Source organism: Larkinella ripae, assembly GCF_054780775.1.
In genome coordinates this window covers 1-16,530 of record NZ_BAAGVR010000022.1, presented here as the reverse complement: position 1 = coordinate 16,530, position 16,530 = coordinate 1, and the positions used below count along the sequence as shown (strand labels likewise).

The window sequence follows — 16,530 nt, the reverse complement described above, 5'->3', positions numbered from 1 at the left end:
AGGCAATTGATCGGGCTTACGTATATTAAGCAACCTTTTCTTGGTGACCGCATCCCTGCCCTGACTCTTTCGTTGCTTGCTCATGAAGTTTCTGCCCCTTCTCGCTCTGCTCTTCCTGACCGGGGGGAGGGTTTTGAGCCAGGCTCCCGTTCGTATCGACCGCTTACCTCCGGAAGGGATTGTCCTCAATCACGGATGGCAGTGGCAACCGGGTGATAATCCGGATTGGGCCAGGGCAAATGTCGATGATCGGCACTGGCCGGCGATTGACCCCAGCCAGAACATCACCGAATTGCCACAAATCCAGCAAACTCCCATTGGCTGGTTGCGGCTTCATCTTCAGATCGATTCGGCCCTGACCCGTCGGGTGATCAGTATGCTCGTTGACCAGCAGGTAGCTTCCCAGATCTACCTGAACGGACGGCTCATCGGTCAGTTTGGCCGGGTGAGCGCCAATCCGGCCCAGGTCGAAGCCTACAACCCATCCGGGGCGGATCAGGCGCTTTGGCAAGCCACCCACTTCCAGCTGGATGCTCAGCCCCGCCAGGTGCTGGCCGTACGCTTCGCCCGACAACCGGCGATTCCGTACCTGAAATTTTGGGGCCAGCCCATTCCCTTTTTGCTCATCAAGCTCCACCAGGCCGATCAGCGGAACCAGGATCGGCTCGACAGCGTGGGGAATTTTGACGTTACGTTTTTGGACTTCTTCAAAGGGGGGTTGTTTCTGATTCTGGCCCTGCTGCATCTGCTGTTTTACAAATGGTATCCCGCCCAAAAAGTGAATGCCTGGTTTGGCCTCTACTGCCTGTTTGGCGCCTGGGCCTATCTGAATCAGCCGCTTATCTACCAGTTTGTGCACCGTGTGCCGCTGCGAATGCAGGCCGCCGTTGGGCAACTGGTGCTGTTCTTTGCGACGCATCTGGCCTTTCTGGGAGCGGTTTATACCATATTTGAGAAACGCATCGGCGTTTTGTTTTACACCGCCCTGGTGGTCTTTAGTGGGTATGTTGTGTTGTTCACCCTTCAGGTCAAAATGCCCGATGGGCTGAGTATTCTCTTGGCCCTCCTGCTGACCGATGTGCAGTCAACCCGGTTGCTGTTGCTGGCCGCCCGAAAACGGGGCCCTGAATACTGGATTCTGACGGCGGGGGCGATGGGTTTCATTGTCTTTCTGATGGCCTATCTGTCCGTTCCGCTCTTACCGGTAAGTCCCTATACCAAACACATCCTGCTGCATGTGTTTTATAACCTGAGTACGCTCAGTTCCCCGGTCAGTGTCACCCTGTTTCTGGCCCGGCGGTTTGCGCAAACCAATCACACCCTGGCCGAAAAGCTGTTGCAGGTCGAAGCCCTGTCGGCTCAGACGCTGGCTCAGCAGCAGGAGAAGCAACACCTGTTAACGACCCAGAAGGAGACTCTTGAACAGCAGGTCAGCAGCCGCACGGCTCAACTCAGCCAGTCCCTGAACGAGTTGAAAGCAACACAGGCGCAACTGATTCAGAAAGAAAAACTGGCCAGTTTAGGGGAACTGACGGCGGGCATCGCCCATGAGATTCAAAACCCGCTGAACTTCGTCACGAACTTCTCCGAGCTGAGCGGGGAACTCCTCGAGGAGCTTAAAGAAGAAGCGGCTGCCGGACGTCTGGTAGATGTACTGGCCATTGCGGGGGATTTGAGCACCAACCTGGAAAAAATCCATCATCACGGGCAGCGGGCCGACCGCATCGTCAAAGCCATGCTCGAGCACAGCCGCACCAGCACGGGCGAACGCCAGCCGACCGATCTCAACGCCCTGGCCCAAGAATATCTCAAACTGGCTTACCACGGTCAACGGGCTAAAAATAAAGACTTTAACGTTCAGTTAATCACCGAGTTTGACGCTGCTCTGGGCAACGTCCATCTGGCGCCCCAGGACATGGGCCGGGTGCTGTTGAACTTGTATAACAACGCTTTCTATGCCGTGCAGCAGAAGCACAAAACGGCTCCGGCCAGCTACCAGCCTGCGGTTACGGTGAGCACCAGCCGACAGGAGAAATTGGGGGGCCGGGTGGTCGAGATCCGGGTCAAAGACAACGGCACGGGAATTCCCGACAGTGTGCTGCAGAAGATCTTTCAGCCGTTCTTTACCACCAAACCCACGGGCGAAGGAACCGGTCTGGGTTTATCGCTCAGCTACGACATCATCACCCAGGGGTATGGCGGCAGTCTGGCGATAGAAACCCGGGAAGGGGAAGGAACCCTGGTAACGATTCAATTACCCCTTAGCTGATCAGTACAATTCGTTCAACGAGTGCTTTAAAAAGAGAAACAAAACCACTTTAGACAAAATGAAAATCATAAAAACCTGGACAAACCGCCGGTGTCTTTCCCCATTGAAAGCGGGCTTGCTACTCTTCATGGTAGGAAGCGGTTTTGCCGTTGATGCCCAAACCGTTCCCAGACCTGCAGCCGGAAGTGGAATCGGCCGGTTATTCCCGGCTGCAACAAAGGATGACAGCGTAGGGTTCGTCCCTATTTTTGACGGCAAGACGTTGAATGGGTGGGATGGGGATACCAAATTCTGGCGCGCCGAGAATGGCCTACTCATTGGCGAAACTACCCCGGAAAAAGTGGTGAAGGAAAATAATTTTCTGATCTGGCGCGGAGGCAAAGTAAAAGACTTTGAAATAAAATTTGATTTTAAAATAAACGGAACCAACAGTGGAATGCAGTATCGTAGCACCGAGCTGCCTGAGGTTGGAAAATGGATTCTTAAAGGCTATCAGGCCGATCTGGATTTCACCAATCTGTTTACCGGCAATGTGCACGAAGAAAGGGGAAGAACCGGCCATGTGGTCTTAGCCAGACGGGGTGAAGTGACGCGGGCGGTGAACGGACCCGCCTTTAAAGCCGTGGCCAAGATTGCTGATCCGGCCATGCTACGGGGCGTGGTTAATGTTAACGGGTGGAATTCCTACCACATTATTGCCCGGGGGCCCATCATGATCCACATCATTAACAATCAGCTCATGAGCGTGTGCATTGATGAAGATACGAAAAACTTTGTGCCCGAAGGATTGCTCGGGTTTCAGATGCACGCTGGCCCACCCTTCATCGTCCAATACCGCAATATTCTTTACAAAAAAATCTAGTCCGAACAACCAACTCCGGGTCCTGGGCGTGATGAGTACCAGCTACTGACATCTTGGTTTGCCGATGAAACCGTGTTTCTCTGTTTTCCGTCCCGATCCTGCGGTGGCACAGGCTTACCGTCGGCACCTAAACCGGATCAGGACCTATCCGGCTGAACATCGACGGGATGAACCGGTCGACCTTCGGGAAGAAATTGCTTATACCCAGTCCTTTATCTTTCTGACCGAGTTACTCTGTTCCCAATCCTGGTCCGTTCACCTGCCCACTGAGGTTGAACGTAACGGGTATTGGCTTTTTCCCTTTACCCTCCAAACTCTATTTGAAAACGTTTTACGCCAAAACCGGGTAGCCGTTCTGGAGTCGGCAATTGAGGTTCGGATCTGGCCGGGAGAACAGAACGGGGAAGAAGGCGGGAAAGCGGCCTGTATGGCCACTGGTGGTCCGTATTTGTCATTCATCTGCACCTGGAGCGGGCGGCAATCCTCCAAAACCGTTCACCCGGATGAAGACATTCGGGCGGGTCTGGCCGGTATCCGGCAACGCTATGGTCAGCTTACCAGCCGACCGGTTTTGATGCAGCAGAACGAACACCAGATGCGGGTGCAAATTCCGCTGCTGAGCGGGGAGTTTCGCTATTTGTAACGGTATGTCTTAAAAGCCGTATGGGTTTATAAGGGGGTGTGTTCGGGGCAGTCCAACCGGAGCAGGTCCACTTCCAGGGGAATTTGCAGGAGTCCGCAGTAATGAATCCGCCCATTGTACTGATAGTGCAGACAGGTCTTGCACATGCGTTGAACCGTGATCAGTCCGCGCTGGTGAAGCTGATCGATCAGCGTAAATAAACTTTCATAAAGCGCCGTCTTTTGCCCGGCTTCCAACGGGCCGACCAGCTGGCTCAGGATGTTGGCGAAATTTCCGGTCTGATCGACGATTCGATGGCCCGACGGGGTTAACCGCAGGCTGTGGCTCCGGCTGTCAAGCGGATCGGTTATGCGTTCCACCAGGTCTTTCTGGGCCAGGATTTTGACGGCATCGCTGATGGTCGGTTTGGTTAGGTTAAACTCCGCGGCCAGATACCCGATTTTACACTTGGTTGCGTCGTGCGCGGCCAGAAAGAGAAGCAATTGAATTTGAATCGGGCTTAAACCGGTTTGGCGGCTCTGTTGCCAGAGCAGCACGCGGAACACCTCACCAATCCGCTCCAGTCCCGCAACAATCTTGGCATCGACCGAGCTGTTTTGCTGGTTTAAGTTAAAGACGGAATCCTTCATTCAACAATCACGGGTTTAACCAGAAAACGCGTGGTTCTCCCCACGGGACGAAAACCGGGTCCCTGCTCAGCCCGAACCAGGGAGCTGCGCAGCGGTTGGGAGAACGGCCCTTGGAGCAAAAGTAACGACCAGCGCATTCAGGGTAATGAATTCGTGAAGTTCGGTAAAATAGTGGACTTTCGCGTATGACCGGTTTGGGTCCAGCGGGGGCAGCTAGGACTTCAACGAGCGGGAACCGAATCCCGGCGCATGGGATGGATGAACCAAAACGACATGTCATTTTGAAAACCGCATCAGCCGTTCTGTGACGACTGATGCGGGCAAAACCGGCTTATTTTTTGACCACGGTAAAGGGCAACGACAGCTTACCCGATAAGACGCCGTAGACGGTGTAGACGCCCAGCATGGGTTTTTCGGCTGCACCATGGTGGGTTTCGCTGGCTCCGTGCGACGCATGATGCATTTGCAGGTAACAGGTGACGGCATCGAACCGGAAAGTGGTCTGGTGCTTGATTCGGTAGGCCGGAATGGCTACCCGAATGGTTTGGCCGGCGGTAACCACCCCGTAGCCCGGTGAATCGAAATAGAGGGGGACGCCCGGTGCCGTTTTGGGCAGCACCACCGACTGGTTTTCCCGGCGAAAGGCTTTGACACTCAGGCCACCGGGTACTCGCTTGTCTTCCTGAAGAACGACCCAATGGGGATGCCAGACCAGCCCGTCGTTGTCAAAATTACCATCGTTGTTTTCGTCCCAGAGCGGGGTGTCGTCCATATCCGGATGCGAAGTGAGCGCCAGCGCCACTATGCCCTCGGTGGGCGAGAAACCCACATCCTGCGGCTTGAGCGTGGTCGGAAAAACGTACGCCAGCACGGGCGCTCCGTGGGTGCCGCCGGCCGGTTTTGGTGTGGTGCGCCCCGCCTGACCACGGACCTGCATGCTCATGACCACCATATCCAGGTCCGACTGATAGACGGCCTGGGTTGCGGTAATCTTGAAATCGTCGTTGTTGTAAGCCGCACCCGGCTGGTCGGCTTGGGCCAGTGCCAGACCCGACGAAAGGATCAGCGTAGGCAGGAGTGGAAGGAATGAAAGGTTCATAATTGGATGATCGGTTTTACTGTGTGAGGGGATAAAAGGGGGCATCAGGCCCGTTTAGTGGCAGCCTTGCATCTCGATGATGTAAAAACCGTGTTCGGCAATGCTCGACTGAATCGCTTCGGTTGCCTGCTCGATGTGGCAGAATCGGCATTCCCTGGCCGTTAGCGGCTGCCCCGCCTGGCCTTTTGTCGTGAGGTAGGTCTGGCCATACTGGTGAATGGTGGCTTCGCTGGTTAGCGTGGACGGCACCAGAATATCGAAGTGCATCACCGACCCGTCGGTCCGGGTCACATAGGTATCATAAACGGAAACGTGCATGGTTGACAGTTAATTTTTAGTGGTTGAAATTCGTGCGGGTAGATGGAGCGGATACAGTTGATGTCTGTTCATCTTCTGAAGCGTTTAAGTACGTCACAAATATAGTTAGGAATCCTAACTATAATGACTGTGCTCTTATATTCTTTATCAATCGCTCATTGATGAAATCGATCAGGCACTTCTATCCGATTGATAATCAATCTTAATGCCTTGCTTCCCGCCGGAATTTTCGCTTCGGGCAACGCAGCGAAGTCCAGTCGCAAGACGCTCAGGAATGGGCCATCACCCGAAATCCGGGTGGTATGGATGAGGCTGTGCGCTGCGAATCCCGGTATTTTCTGATTTCCCGCCAGTCAACGGGCGCTCGAAAGGAAGCCCGGTCCCTTCGGGCGGGCGAATAAGAATACGCTCACCGCAGGGCCAGTATGGTCACAAAGGAGCAAAGCAGTGAAGAGCAGATCCGCAGCAATCTGGACAAGTTCCGGGAACGGATTCGGCGGCCGGCACCGCTGGATTTGACTTACTCCGCTGTTGAATCCGGCAAAACCGTAATTCGGCCCCGCCAATGCTCGCGGCTGTACACCCGCTGAAAGGGCCAGTTCTTGAGCCGAAGCGCAAAGGGCGTGTAGGCATGGGCATCTTTCGCGCTGCTTTCGAAATACAGATCGTCGTCGGTCAGCAGCAGGCCGGTGTACTGTTCGGCGGTTTTCAGGGTCAGGTCGGCAAACGGCAACTCTTCCACCCGCCCGGTTTTGGCGTCCTTCAGTTCGTCTTTCAACAGCCGGGCGCCCGGCACCCGGTCGGTTTTTCGGACTTGTGGCGTGTAGGCACCCTCGGCCACCGACAACGCGTAGTCGAGGTATTGCTTCAGCGCTTTCGGACCTTCGTTGGCGGTATTTTCGACCGAAAGCTGCTGCGGGTAAATGCTCGTCACCACGTAGACCCGTTCGCGGGCGCGGGTTACGGCCACATTCAGCCGGTTTTCGCCCCCTTTGGCATTCAGACTCCCGAACTGAGCCGACAACCGTCCGCGCGCGTCGGGTGCGTACCCAATGGAGAAAATGATCACATCACGTTCGTCACCCTGCACGTTTTCGATGTTTTTGACAAAGGTGGCTTCGGTGGACGCGGCTGCGGATTGGCGGGCCACGCCGTTGTAATCTGCCGTTATATCGGTCGCAGATTTTAAATCCGTCGTAGCAAGCTCGGCCAGCGTGCGTTCTTCCAGCAATTCCTGAATCAGTTGCTGTTGCTGAAAATTGAACGTCACCACGCCAATGGATCGGCCCGGCAGCTCGTCTGTGAGTTGATCGATCAGTTCGACCACGGCGCGGGCTTCGGTTTCGTTGGTGTTGTTTTCCCAGGTTCCTTTGACATTCAGATACCGGATGGCGGGTTCCCGGCGGTTGAGCTGGTGGAAGTCGGGGAGAAGGTAAAGCGAATTCTTGTAAAAAAGCCGGTTTGAGAAATCAATCAGGTCAATGGAACGGCTGCGGTAGTGGCCCCGCAACTGCGTCTGCGGAAAATAATGCGTCGCCAGATCGAGCAGCGATTCCACTTCCAGTTCCACGGGCGTTTCGTCGTTCGGGGCGGTTTCAAACCGGATGCGGTACAGGTCGCTCGGCTGCAACTGCTTGCTGTCGCCGGTAATAACCACCTGTTTGGCGCGGTAAATGGCGGGAATGCCGTTCTCGGCAAAACACTGCGAGGCTTCGTCGAAAATCACCAGATCGAACAAATCCGGTTTCATCGGAAAAATGGCCGACACGGATTCCGGCGACGCCATCCAGCACGGTATCAGTTGAAAGACTTCGTCCGAAAACTGTTCCACCAACTTCCGAACCGGCCAGATGTTGCGTTTTTTGGTGGCCTGATGGTTCAGGTCGCGGTACGTAACGAGGTTGTTCAGGCGGTTGAACGCCAGGTTCTGGTACGTCCGTTCGCGCAGTTTAACCAGCAGAATCTGGCGGCTCAACGTCTGTTTTTTCTGAACACTTTCCTGGAGCGTGGTTTCTAACTGGTTGATTTTTAGGGAAGAAACGCCCCGCAAGATCGGGTTCTGGGTTTCGAGGTGTTCGATCCAGGCCAGGTGCAGGCTGTTCAAAAACCGCTCGACGGACAGGGGCTCGCCCAACCGCTGCACTATATCCCGTTCCGAAACCGTAAATCCTTCTTTCAGGCGATCGGCTTCGATCATCAAATCCACATCCTGTTCCAGCGATTGAATCAGCGGGGCGGTTTGGGCCGGGTCGTGCCACAGCCGCCGGATCTGCGTTTCACTCAGAAACGACTGCCATTGAGTCCGTTGCGTGGCTACCTGACGGCCGGTTTCCAGCAATTGCCGGGCGGTTTTTGAGAAACTTTCGACGGTTTCGAACCGGGCCTCGGACCATGGAGCCAGCCACGAAATACCGTTCAACCGGCGAACGGCGTCGAGCGCCTGCCGGGTCAGCCGGATGGTCTGCTGCGCATTGTCGGCCGAAACCTCCTGCTGAATCGTTCGCTCAATCTGCTGCCGGAGCAGTTCAAACCGAATCCGGCGCTGCACTTTTTCCAGCAAAACCGGCAGGGTTTCGTCCGAAAGCGGCAGGCCGTTGGCGGCTGCGAGTTGCTGCAAACCGGTTTTGTCTTTGCTGAACAAGCCCCAGACCGTCCGCCCGACCAACGACGACCGGCTTTGGATGGCCTCCTGCAAGCGCTGGGCCGTGTTGGGCAAATCGCTGACCGACCGGCTTTTTTCAATGCCGTTGCCGCCCAGGCAGTCGCTCAGTTCGTGTTCCATTCGTTCCAGTTCTTCCGGCGCGGCCGTCAAAAGCGGGTGCTGCGCTTGTTGCTGCAACCGCCGAATCCACCGCCAGCGCGACGCCGACGGCTCGGCGTCCAGAAAGGTGAGCAAAGCGTTGGTTTCCCATTCGTCTTCCTGCACGGTTTGCCAGTCGGCCAGCGAAAACCGGCGGCTGGTCAGCGCCTGCGCCGGTTTCGTTACGGATTCCACAAAAACCGGCAGCTCATTCAGTATTTTCCGGAGCGCGGGAACCTGGCTAAACGAAAACTGGGCAAACGAAAGCCGGTCGGCCCACGGATGGTCAGGACCCAGCCGATCAAGGTACGCGCCGTATTCCCGAAGTTTCTCCTTAAAACCGCCGACGGAATCGGGCCGAAACTGGGTGTATAAATCGTCGATGGGAATCGTGGCTGCCGTTGGATCGCTGGTCAAATACAACTGCTTGACCGACACGCCCGCTTCGGTTTCGTCAAACAGCGCGTCTTTGAAGGCTTGTAACTCGGTCAGTGTCTGGTCGATCCGGCGGCTTTCCTGATCAAAATGGCGTTCGAGCAAAATGGCATCCAGACCGTAGTTCTGCTTCCGGTAGTCTTCGACGCGCTCGATTTGTCCGGCGAGCTGGTCGTACAGCGCTTTGCGGTCGTTTTTGAAATCGTGAATCAAGGCCGAAAAAGGCTGCATGCCGACCTGCCGCAGCCGCTCGTAGACCACGTCCAGAGCCGCCCGTTTCTGGCAAACCAGCAAAACCCGCTTGCCCTGCGCGGCAAAATCGGCCATCAGGTTGCCAATCAACTGCGATTTTCCGGTGCCCGGCGGCCCCTGCACCACCATCGACTGCCCGGTTTTGATGCGCCGAATCGCTTCCTCCTGCGACGCATCAATGGCGAGGGGCGTATGGAGATTTTCTTCGCGAATGGGCGGGAGCGGAGGAGGGACGAAAGGAAGAACGGAAGAAAGGGGAGAGTAAACCGTTTCGTCCTTTTCTCCTTGCCATCCTTCCTCTCCTTCCAACAATGTTTCATAATCCGGCACCAGGTACGAACCGGCTTGGGGGAAAATGCCCAGCACCGCTTCGGGATACAGTTTGAGTTCGCCGGTGCGTTCGAGATTGTCGAGGTCGGTTTTCTTCAGGATGTTGAATCCCTTCAGCTGATCCGTGAAAAGCTCCTGGTTGAAGTTGATCTCTAACGGGCTGGCTTTCAGCCATTCGTAAAGCTGGGTGCGAAAAACCGTAGCATCCCTGTCGTACTCGTCCAGCGTATGTTCCAAAACCGTATCGGGCAGGATGTACTGGTTGTAGTAAGCATAGGCCATCAGGAAGCTGCGGTTGAGCGTGATGGACTCGTCGGGCCGACGCACCAGCAGCCATTTGTTGCCCTGTTGTTCGAGGTGAACCGGGAAGAAGGCCAACGGGCCGTGAATCACCGTGCCGTCGGCGAGTTTGCCCCGTACGAACGGATAGCCCACGTACAAATCTTCCGAACCCCGTTCGGCTTCGATAAACCGGTCGGTTCGGGCAATTTTCCGCAGCTTTTTACTGACTTCGTTGCCTTTTTCCAGCCGGGGGTCGAGCACATCGCAGAGCGGAATGGCCGGCCGCCGGGCGATCAGCTGCCGGACCAGTTCGAACGACGGTTTGTTGTCCAGAAAATCCGTCTCGTGCAGATCCAGAAACTGCTCGGCGGGCAGACTCGTCAGCAGCAGCGAACGGTTGCGGCTGCTGAGGTTGGTCAGGCGTTTGAGGTAAGCTTTAAGAACGGATTGGGCTAATTGCATCGTTGTTAAACCTGCACTTCTTCGGGTTGCTTCTTCTTTTCCGGAATCAGCCAGGACGCCACAATACTAACGCCCAGAATGGTCAGAATGACATAGAGCGAGTAAACCGTCTCAAAACCAACGGATTCCAGCCAGCTGTGGAAGATCATTTTCAAACCGATGAACGTCAGCAAAACCGCCAACCCGGTTTTCAGGAACCGGAACTGGTTCATGATGCTCGACAGGAAAAAGAACATCGACCGCAACCCCATGATGGCGAAAACGTTCGAGAAAAAGACGATGTACGGGTCTTTGGTGATCGAGAAAATGGCCGGAATCGAGTCGACGGCAAACACCAGATCGGTGAAGGCAACGACGATAACGACGATGAACAGCGGGGTGACAAACAGCTTGCGGTCGGTTTTCCGGCGGACGAAAAAGTGGTCGATCACGTTCCGGCGGTAGACGTTCAGGTACTTGGCCGAGAGCTTCACCACGGGGTGGTTTTTCGGTTCCATCTGCTGGTCTTCTTCCTTCTCAAAAAACAGCTTGACGCCGGTGTAGACCAGAAACGCGCCGAAGATGTAGATGATCCAGTCGAAGCGCTGCAAAAGCGCCGAACCCACGAAGATGAAAACAAACCGCAGGATGATGGCCCCCAGAATACCCCAGACCAGAATTTTCTTGTAGAATTTCTGGCGCACGCCGAAGGACGCGAAAATCATGATGAACACGAAGATGTTGTCGGCCGACAGCGAATATTCGACCAAATAGCCGGTGATGTATTCCAGCGCCATGTTGTTCTGGAAGATGGCGAGACTGGCCTCAAAATTTCCGGGAATCAGCGTAAGGTGGTCGGCGTAGCGGCTGCGGATTTCTTCCAGCCGCGCCATGTCGGTGATGCCGTGGACGAGGTAGCCGAAATTTTTGATGAAAAAGTAAAACGCAACCGACAGGGCCACCCAGACGGCACTCCAGGTGCCGGCCTCCTTAAAACTGACGATATGGCTTTTCTGCTTGGTAAACGCGCCCAGATCAAAGGCCATCACCAGCAGAACGAAGATCGAAAAACAGGTAAAAAATATGGTTTCGTAACTCATGAGTCGAAAAACAACTAAAATTTGCGTGATAGGATGATTTAATCGCAACCACCTGAGTTGGGTTTGGCACAAATTTCGCCAGACGATCAGATAGTTGTAGGACCAAACAAAATCGTTTGTGAACCAGACTGCAATATACTGCTAATCAGTAACAGGTTATGATTTCGGTTGATTCCTTATTTTTGCAAATATGTACCAGAATAAGAAAGTTGTAATTGTGTTACCCGCTTACCGGGCCGCCCTGACCCTGGAACGCACGTACCTCGAAATACCGTTCGATATTGTCGATGAGGTTATTTTGGTTGATGACGCCAGTCCGGACAATACCGTTGACGAAGCTAACCGGCTGGGGATCCGACATGTTATCTGTCACGAAAAAAATAAAGGGTACGGCGGTAACCAGAAATCCTGTTACCGGAAGGCGCTGGAATTGAAGGCCGACATTGTGGTGATGCTCCACCCGGATTATCAGTATACGCCGAAACTGATTGTGGCGATGGTCAGCCTGATCGGGAATGAATTGTATCCGGTGGTGTTTGGCTCCCGGATTCTGGGCAAAGGCGCGCTGAAAGGGGGCATGCCGCTCTATAAATACGTCGCCAACCGGTTTCTGACGCTGACGCAGAATTTTCTGATGAACCAGAAACTATCGGAATACCATACGGGCTACCGGGCGTTTTCGGGCGAGGTGCTGCGGAACCTGGATTTTACGCACAATTCCGACGATTTTATTTTTGACAATGAGATGATTGCCCAGATTTTTCAGAAGGGCTACGACATTGCCGAAGTGACCTGCCCAACGAAATACTTCAAAGAAGCCTCCTCCATCAATTTCCGGCGCAGCAGCATTTACGGTTTGGGCGTGCTGGGCGTCTCGATCCGCTACCGGCTGCACCGCTGGGGTATTTGGCGGTGGAAGGTGTTGTCTTGAACAGTTGAAGGGTCCGGAACCTGGATTCCGCAGATTCAGGGATTCACTGGGATGTAAAAAATTAGATTGCGGCAGCTAATCCTAGTGAATCCTGTAATCGGTGTAATCCGGGTTCCGGACGAACAATCTCCAGAATCATCGACTCCAGGGTGAGTCCCGGCCCGAAGGCGCAACTCAGAATGTTCCCCGCTCCGGAATCCGTCCGCAGGTGGTTTTGAATTTCTTTCAGGACAAACAAAACCGTGGCCGACGACATATTTCCGTATTGCCGCAACACGTCGTAGGCAAAGCGGTTTTCGTGGGGATCGATGCCCAGCTGCTGCTCAATCACCTCCAGAATTTTGCGTCCGCCGGGGTGCATGGCGTAGTACGTGATGGCTTCGATGGCCAGACCGCTGTGTTCCAGCAGTCGGGAAAGGGCTTTGCCGATGCCCTGCTGAATCACCGTGGGGACTTCCGACGTCAGCGTCATTTCAAAACCGTGGTCGTTGATGATCCAGCCCATGTCCTTTTTGCCGTCGGGTAAGAGGTCGCAGAAAAACGTCCGCATTCGGAAGGCAGGGAGCGGTTTTTGGCGATCGGGTTGGGCTTCGACCAGCACAGCCGCAGCGCCGTCGGCAAACAGGGCATTGGACAGCAGCTGGTCTTCGTCGGGTTTTTTCTGAAAATGAAGGGTACAAAGCTCCAGGCAGACGATCAGCACACAGGCCGCCGGATCGGCCCGGACAAAAGCGTCGGCGGTTTTCAAGGCGTTAAAAGCGCCGTAACACCCCATAAAATTAATGGCTGTGCGGTGAATGGTTGTCGGCAGTTGCAGGGCTTCGATCAGGTCGATGTCCAGCCCCGGCGCGTACATGCCCGTACAGCTCACCGTAATCAGGTGGGTGGGCTGAACCGCCGGTTTTCGGTGGCTGGCCAAATCCTGAACAGCCGCCAGTGCCAGCGGCAGGGCTTCCGCCCGGTACCGTACCATGCGTTGCCCAACGGTTGGAAACGGTTCAAGATCAGGCGTGTTCGGAAAAAATGTATATTGACCCGCCGACGCGCCGTAGTCGGGCAGGACCGAATGCCGCCGGTCGATGCGGGTCAGGCGGTAGAGCGCCTGCAACTTGCGCCGATTTCGTTCGTCGAACCGGAGGGCTTCCGCCATAAATGAAGCAATTTGCAACTGCGAAAAACCGTACGACGGTACGGCCGTGCCAATGGCGGTAATGTAGCTATCCATGTAGTCCAGTTCCTTATCCCGGCGCAAACCGGTCCGTCTCAATCCACTCCTATAACCAACGCTTCGTTTTTATGTTAGACTTCCGATGATGAAATCAATTTTAACTTCCCTGGTATGACCTTTCGGACCGTCTGGCTCCATTTGCGGGTGCCGTTTTCGTTTTTTCTGCTGCCGGTTTTTTTGTTTGCCCTGTCGCAGTCGTCGGCGCTCCGTCTGGGAACGCTGGCGTGGGGGCGGGTTGCGGTTATCTGGGCGGTTATTCACCTGTTGCTCTACCCGGCCAGCAATGCCTACAACAGCTATTTTGACAAGGACGAAGGCAGCATTGGCATTCTGGAAGCGCCCCCGCCGGTTGATAAAACGCTTTTTTACGTAGCCTGGGCGTTGGATGGGCTGGCAATCCTGATCGGCTTCTGGATCGGCTGGCCCTTTGTTGGCTACCTGCTGATTTACGGTTTTATTTCCAAGGCCTACAGCCACCCGGCCATTCGTTTAAAAAAATACCCGGTTTTGAGCTGGTTGGTGATTGGCCTGTTTCAGGGCGGTTTTACGTTTCTGATGACTCTACAGGCGCTTGACCAGTTGCCAATTCTGGACCTGACCAAAAACCGCCTGTTGCTGGCGGCCCTGCTTTGCACGCTGAACCTGCTGGCGGTTTACCCAATTACCCAGATTTACCAGCACGAGGAAGACGGCCGCCGGGGTGACCTGACGATGAGCCGTTTGCTGGGAATACGCGGAACGTTCCTGAACGCCATGATCTGGTTTGTGCTTTCGCTGATCGGGTTTTATTGGTATTTCGACGGGCAGCCGGTTTTCTGGCTGTTACCGGGTTGTTTGGCACCGGGGGTGGTTTATTTTGGGCTTTGGTACCGCCGGGTGCATCAGGATAAGGGGGAGGCTACTTTTCGGTCGGCCATGACGATGACGCTGCTGTCGGGCACGGGGCTGAATGTTTTCTTTCTTTTTTTGCTGATTTTAACCGATTCATAATCAGAACTGAACCGTATTTATGGAGGCTGGTGGCAAATTTTTTTCAGGAAAGTACTTGCCAAACGGCACAGAGCCCTTATATTTGCATCCACAAAACGCCAGGGCAATGGCGTAAAACGCGAAAGTAGCTCAGCTGGTAGAGCGCGACCTTGCCAAGGTCGAGGTCGCGGGTTCGAACCCCGTCTTTCGCTCCAAAGCACCCTTGTGGTGCTTTTTTTGTAGAATGCGGTCCCACCGCGCCGGGATGGCGGAATAGGTAGACGCGCAGGACTTAAAATCCTGTGGGCAGTAATGTCCGTACGGGTTCGATTCCCGTTCCCGGTACAAATAATACCTTGCAAAGGTCTGATATTCAGTAACTTGCAAGGTATTTTGTTTTCTTACTGTAACAGTACTGAAACAATTTAGGAGTTTGTTTATTTAGCTGTAATTTTTTAGCCCCTTTTCAGCTTGACAATCCTCTGTGGAGTAGCTAAACTTGCTTAAAAAGCTAACTTCTTATGACTTCATATTGGCCCTCATTTTTTCATTTTTATGAATATTTGCTTACTAACGAAGGGCGCGATAATTATATATCTAACTATCTTTTTGATTCTACCAATTACTTTGATTCTGAAGAAGATCAGCCAGAGTACGACTTCGAAAAGCATACCATTCTTGTTAAGCTAAGAGGTCATAAATACGGCGAAGATGAGTTAGGGCATGTGTTTTCTCTAGACATCTATGTTCGTGAAGAAGCAAAGCAGGTTGAAGCAAAAACTATTGAACGTATTGACGAGGAATTTCAAAAGTTATTTTCTGAAGAAGATTGTATAATTCAAATGCCACTATTATTGGCGTACTTGTTTGATTTAATTAATAGGACTCGGAGCTCACCATTCAGCTATAAAAAATCATTACTTAGTTCACTTGAACGAATTTTTTGCCATTTAAGACTGACCTATCGTCCATCCATTTCTTTTCTGTATGTTAAGAATGAAAACCCACAACTAAGCAATGATGATATTGAAATGGAGGATTCTGATAGTGTACGAAAGATCACTTTTAAATTAGAATCATTAATTAGATCAGATTTCGCAGTGGAGTTATATCATGCCCTTATTAAGAAAAATTTAATAGATAAAGAGTCTAAGGAGACCAATTTTAAGAATATATTTTTGGGATTTTTTAATGAAAAGATAGTTTGGACGAGTCATCTTTATTTATTACGTCACCTGATTAGAGAGTTGATTAAAGTTGGTTTTATTGTGGATAAGGACAGGTGGGAAGCAACCGTTAGTTCGTTTCGAACACCAAAGTCTGATTTAACAATAGATCAGCTCCAGCGCGCGAAGGATCCTGAAGATGAAAACCGATTAGATCGCGTCAACTCGATTGTGACAACTTTAAGGGGGTGTATGCCTAAAAAACTTGGTGATGGTAATCCTACCACTCCGAATAAAAATTAAAAAATCTGTAAGTAATCCATAGTCTAAAATCTATTCAAGGCCATTTGGAAACCCCATTTGGCCTTTTTCTTTTCCTACCAACATTCTACGTAGAAATCCTACTCACAATCCTGACTCCCTGTTTCCAATAAGTTTGAACCATTCTACAGCACGAAGCTGTGCGAATTAAATCAAACAAATATGAATATCGAAGTATTGACTAAGCCCGAACTGGACGGCTTAGTTAAGAACCTGGAAACTCTAATTCGGGAGGCCACACGAAACACCCCCTGCGGTGACTAACGCATTTATGGCAACGAAGACTTATGCAAGCTGCTCAGCGTGAGCAAACGATCTCTTCAGAACTGGCGCGATGAGGGCTTGATCGAATTTAGTCAGATCGGCCATAAGATCTACTACACCCAAAGGGCCGTTGTCTTAGCCCCTTATTAGTTGGACAGATTTTCCAAAATGGTTGTGTCGTATTGCATGGC

The 16,530-nt window shown here is 53.0% G+C and carries 13 protein-coding genes and 2 tRNA genes; 9 read left to right on the top strand and 6 right to left on the bottom strand.

All coding sequences use genetic code 11. The features are described from left to right. Positions 1–82: 82 nt before the first annotated feature. The 3 genes from ACYVHX_RS12905 to ACYVHX_RS12895 all read left to right on the top strand — a co-directional run bounded on the left by ACYVHX_RS12905 (position 83) and on the right by ACYVHX_RS12895 (position 3,774). On the top strand, positions 83–2,269 hold the full coding sequence (locus ACYVHX_RS12905) for a sensor histidine kinase (RefSeq protein ID WP_460672060.1): 2,187 nt from the start codon (positions 83–85) through the stop codon (positions 2,267–2,269). Between the two features lie 58 nt (positions 2,270–2,327). Beyond that, positions 2,328–3,131, top strand: a complete 804-nt coding sequence (locus tag ACYVHX_RS12900) for a 3-keto-disaccharide hydrolase (protein ID WP_460672059.1) — start codon at positions 2,328–2,330, stop codon at positions 3,129–3,131. A gap of 103 nt (positions 3,132–3,234) precedes the next feature. Then, positions 3,235–3,774, top strand: a complete 540-nt coding sequence (locus ACYVHX_RS12895; RefSeq protein WP_460672058.1) for a hypothetical protein — start codon at positions 3,235–3,237, stop codon at positions 3,772–3,774. Between the two features lie 26 nt (positions 3,775–3,800). Here the strand turns inward: ACYVHX_RS12895 and ACYVHX_RS12890 are convergent, their stop codons facing one another. The 5 genes from ACYVHX_RS12890 to ACYVHX_RS12870 form a co-directional block, all read right to left on the bottom strand. Continuing rightward, a complete protein-coding gene (locus ACYVHX_RS12890) occupies positions 3,801–4,403 on the bottom strand; it encodes a MarR family winged helix-turn-helix transcriptional regulator (RefSeq protein ID WP_460672057.1) in 603 nt (200 codons plus the stop codon). Positions 4,404–4,734: 331 nt separating this feature from the next. Next, positions 4,735–5,502: a hypothetical protein gene (locus ACYVHX_RS12885; protein WP_460672056.1), complete on the bottom strand. Its 768-nt coding sequence runs from the start codon at positions 5,500–5,502 to the stop codon at positions 4,735–4,737. Between the two features lie 54 nt (positions 5,503–5,556). After that, positions 5,557–5,820 (bottom strand): DUF2024 family protein, encoded by a 264-nt coding sequence (locus ACYVHX_RS12880; RefSeq protein WP_460672055.1) that lies wholly within the window; start codon positions 5,818–5,820, stop codon positions 5,557–5,559. Between the two features lie 520 nt (positions 5,821–6,340). Next, positions 6,341–10,381: an AAA domain-containing protein gene (locus ACYVHX_RS12875; RefSeq protein WP_460672054.1), complete on the bottom strand. Its 4,041-nt coding sequence runs from the start codon at positions 10,379–10,381 to the stop codon at positions 6,341–6,343. Positions 10,382–10,386: 5 nt separating this feature from the next. Beyond that, positions 10,387–11,460: a TerC/Alx family metal homeostasis membrane protein gene (locus ACYVHX_RS12870; RefSeq protein ID WP_460672053.1), complete on the bottom strand. Its 1,074-nt coding sequence runs from the start codon at positions 11,458–11,460 to the stop codon at positions 10,387–10,389. A 190-nt stretch (positions 11,461–11,650) separates the two neighbouring features. Between ACYVHX_RS12870 and ACYVHX_RS12865 the strand changes: the two genes are divergently transcribed. Further along, positions 11,651–12,391: a glycosyltransferase family 2 protein gene (locus ACYVHX_RS12865; protein WP_460672052.1), complete on the top strand. Its 741-nt coding sequence runs from the start codon at positions 11,651–11,653 to the stop codon at positions 12,389–12,391. Between the two features lie 61 nt (positions 12,392–12,452). On the opposite strand, the gene ACYVHX_RS12860 is transcribed toward ACYVHX_RS12865, so the two are convergent. Continuing rightward, entirely contained in the window at positions 12,453–13,616 is a 1,164-nt protein-coding gene (locus ACYVHX_RS12860; RefSeq protein WP_460672051.1) for a type III polyketide synthase, read from the bottom strand. A gap of 114 nt (positions 13,617–13,730) precedes the next feature. Here ACYVHX_RS12860 and ACYVHX_RS12855 point away from each other — a divergent pair, with 114 nt between their 5' ends. From ACYVHX_RS12855 to ACYVHX_RS12835, 5 genes are all read left to right on the top strand, one after another. Beyond that, positions 13,731–14,609 (top strand): UbiA family prenyltransferase, encoded by an 879-nt coding sequence (locus ACYVHX_RS12855; RefSeq protein ID WP_460672050.1) that lies wholly within the window; start codon positions 13,731–13,733, stop codon positions 14,607–14,609. A 118-nt stretch (positions 14,610–14,727) separates the two neighbouring features. Beyond that, positions 14,728–14,803 (top strand) — tRNA-Gly (locus tag ACYVHX_RS12850). A 44-nt stretch (positions 14,804–14,847) separates the two neighbouring features. After that, positions 14,848–14,933 (top strand) — tRNA-Leu (locus ACYVHX_RS12845). A 176-nt stretch (positions 14,934–15,109) separates the two neighbouring features. Beyond that, positions 15,110–16,057, top strand: a complete 948-nt coding sequence (locus tag ACYVHX_RS12840) for a hypothetical protein (protein ID WP_460672049.1) — start codon at positions 15,110–15,112, stop codon at positions 16,055–16,057. 285 nt (positions 16,058–16,342) lie between these two features. Beyond that, positions 16,343–16,489, top strand: coding sequence for a helix-turn-helix domain-containing protein (locus ACYVHX_RS12835; protein WP_460672948.1), 147 nt, complete (start codon positions 16,343–16,345; stop codon positions 16,487–16,489). Positions 16,490–16,530 lie beyond the last annotated feature (41 nt).

Bases quoted from the DNA above. Each gene is read 5' to 3' on its own strand.
- ACYVHX_RS12880 (WP_460672055.1), bottom strand. From the start codon at position 5,820: ATGCACGTTTCCGTTTATGATACCTATGTGACCCGGACCGACGGGTCG.
- ACYVHX_RS12870 (WP_460672053.1), bottom strand. From the start codon at position 11,460: ATGAGTTACGAAACCATATTTTTTACCTGTTTTTCGATCTTCGTTCTG.
- ACYVHX_RS12905 (WP_460672060.1), top strand. From the start codon at position 83: ATGAAGTTTCTGCCCCTTCTCGCTCTGCTCTTCCTGACCGGGGGGAGG.
- ACYVHX_RS12855 (WP_460672050.1), top strand. From the start codon at position 13,731: ATGACCTTTCGGACCGTCTGGCTCCATTTGCGGGTGCCGTTTTCGTTT.
- ACYVHX_RS12875 (WP_460672054.1), bottom strand. From the start codon at position 10,381: ATGCAATTAGCCCAATCCGTTCTTAAAGCTTACCTCAAACGCCTGACC.
- ACYVHX_RS12885 (WP_460672056.1), bottom strand. From the start codon at position 5,502: ATGAACCTTTCATTCCTTCCACTCCTGCCTACGCTGATCCTTTCGTCG.
- ACYVHX_RS12865 (WP_460672052.1), top strand. From the start codon at position 11,651: ATGTACCAGAATAAGAAAGTTGTAATTGTGTTACCCGCTTACCGGGCC.
- ACYVHX_RS12860 (WP_460672051.1), bottom strand. From the start codon at position 13,616: ATGGATAGCTACATTACCGCCATTGGCACGGCCGTACCGTCGTACGGT.
- ACYVHX_RS12890 (WP_460672057.1), bottom strand. From the start codon at position 4,403: ATGAAGGATTCCGTCTTTAACTTAAACCAGCAAAACAGCTCGGTCGAT.
- ACYVHX_RS12840 (WP_460672049.1), top strand. From the start codon at position 15,110: ATGACTTCATATTGGCCCTCATTTTTTCATTTTTATGAATATTTGCTT.
- ACYVHX_RS12900 (WP_460672059.1), top strand. From the start codon at position 2,328: ATGAAAATCATAAAAACCTGGACAAACCGCCGGTGTCTTTCCCCATTG.